Source organism: Methylophaga sp. UBA5088 (assembly GCF_002414625.1).
In the GTDB taxonomy this organism is placed as follows: Bacteria; Pseudomonadota; Gammaproteobacteria; order Nitrosococcales; family Methylophagaceae; genus Methylophaga; species Methylophaga marina.
Genome location: NZ_DIAC01000051.1, coordinates 43,651 through 45,649, shown reverse-complemented (window position 1 = coordinate 45,649; position 1,999 = coordinate 43,651). Strand labels below are relative to the sequence as shown.

Below are 1,999 nucleotides of genomic sequence, written 5' to 3'. Positions count from 1 at the left end.
CACTGTTAGAAGTGGATTATTTTGTTGATGTCCCCGCTGCTTTAGGTCAGTTTTGTGACGACAATAAGATTGAGTCTGTCTGGTTTCAGCAAGAAACCGCCTTGGATGAGTGTAGACGTGATGAACAGGTTGGACAGACTTTATTAGCCAACCATATCGAATGTCATGCCCTTGAGTCTGATCTGCTTGTACCGATTCCAGTACTAACTCAACAGGACGAACCTTATAAGGTATTTACTCCCTACTATCGTCGTTGGCGTACGATTCTTGAAGACCGGGCACGCCCTCCATTTGATGAACCAGAAAAACAAGGTAAGCCGATAAAAGTCAACGATATAAAGCCTGGCTGGGCTGGCGACTATCGCGAAGATCTATGGCTGGCTGAAGAATCAGACATCCTGCAAAAGCTACAGCAATTTTGTCAGAAAAAACTTAAAGCCTACCCAGAAAAGCGTGACATACCAGCCACACCAGCGACCAGCACACTGTCACCGTATCTAGCGATGGGTCGTTTGGGTCCGAGACGCCTTCTACATAATATTCAATATTATTGCGCGGAGCAGAATCTGCACTGGCAGGATAATGACTGGCTAAGAGAATTAGCTTGGCGTGACTTTTATCGACAATTACTCACGCATTTCCCCGAACTTAATAAAGAAAAGCCCTTCAAACCAGAAACGGAAAATCTGGTCTGGAATGACAGCGAATCAGCCTTTGATGCCTGGTGTGAAGGCAAAACGGGCTTTCCGATTGTGGATGCGGCCATGTGCCAATTAAATCAAACCGGCTGGATGCATAACCGCTTACGCATGGTTGCGGCCAGTTTTTTAACCAAACTTTTGTTTATCGACTGGCGTAAAGGGGAAAAATATTTCATGCAAACCCTGATTGATGGTGAGTTTGCGGCAAATAATGGTGGCTGGCAATGGAGTGCCTCCACAGGTTGTGATGCTGCACCGTATTTCAGAGTATTTAATCCTCAGCGGCAATCTGAAAAATTTGATCCTGATGGTGAATTTATTCGACGCTTTGTACCAGAGTTAAAGTCTCTTTCTGCAAAACAGATACATGCACCAAGCTCGGCACAACGAAAAGAATGTGATTACCCTGAACCAATCATAGATTACAAAAAAGCCAGACAAGAGGCGATCTCGGCATTCGACTCATTGAAGTAGATAGCGGAGACGCATTTTAAGTATTTGAAATTCGTCGAAATTGACATATGATTCGCTGATGTTCTATGGCGAATCACACGGTTATGTAGATCCCGCTCTGCCAGAGCTGGACTCAGATGCCTTAAACCAAGTTAAGCAACAAGCGGCAAAAGATCTGGCCAAACGCACCATATCCGGCGGCCTGATCGTGTTTTTAGCTCTGCTTATTTCCGCCTATTATTCGCCGATCATGAATGATGCCCCCTTTTTTACCTATTTTTTGTTTGGGTTGATGGGCCTCCTCTTTTTATGCCGCCTGTACGTTGTCTTCTCCATCCTGAACACACCACATGCTGTAGACATGAAACTAAAACAGCTTTTTGTGGTGTTCTTTTTCTCAGCTCTGACTTGGGGTATTTACGTCGCGGTTTGCCTCTACCTGTATCAAACCTTATTTACTAATATGGTCGTACTGATGTTTACCATTGGTATCGGTGCAGGTGCATTGACTAGCCTGTTTATCTGGAAAAAGCTGGCTCGAATGTATTTATGCATGATTTTTCTGCCCATCATCGTATCGACCATGCTCAAATGGAACCTGAGTACAGTGAGTATCTTATTTGGACTGATTTCGTATATGATTTTTTTGCTGATACAAGCATCTCGTGCTAACGCAGAGTATTGGCAGTCACTCTATTTAACCAAAATACTTCAACAACAGACCTCTGCGCTTCAACAAGCAAAAGAACTCGCTGAAACGGCCAATCGGGCCAAGACAGAGTTTTTATCCAGTATGAGCCATGAGTTAAGAACCCCTCTGAATGCCATATTGGGTTTTACACAAT

At 44.1% G+C, this 1,999-nt stretch carries 2 protein-coding genes; both read left to right on the top strand.

The genetic code is table 11. The features are described 5' to 3' along the window. The coding region (locus B4K20_RS07070; protein ID WP_289282391.1) for a cryptochrome/photolyase family protein at positions 1–1,175 on the top strand (1,175 nt) is incomplete at its 5' end. Between the two features lie 58 nt (positions 1,176–1,233). Continuing rightward, a partial coding sequence (locus B4K20_RS07065) for a sensor histidine kinase (RefSeq protein ID WP_289282390.1) occupies positions 1,234–1,999 on the top strand: 766 nt, incomplete at its 3' end.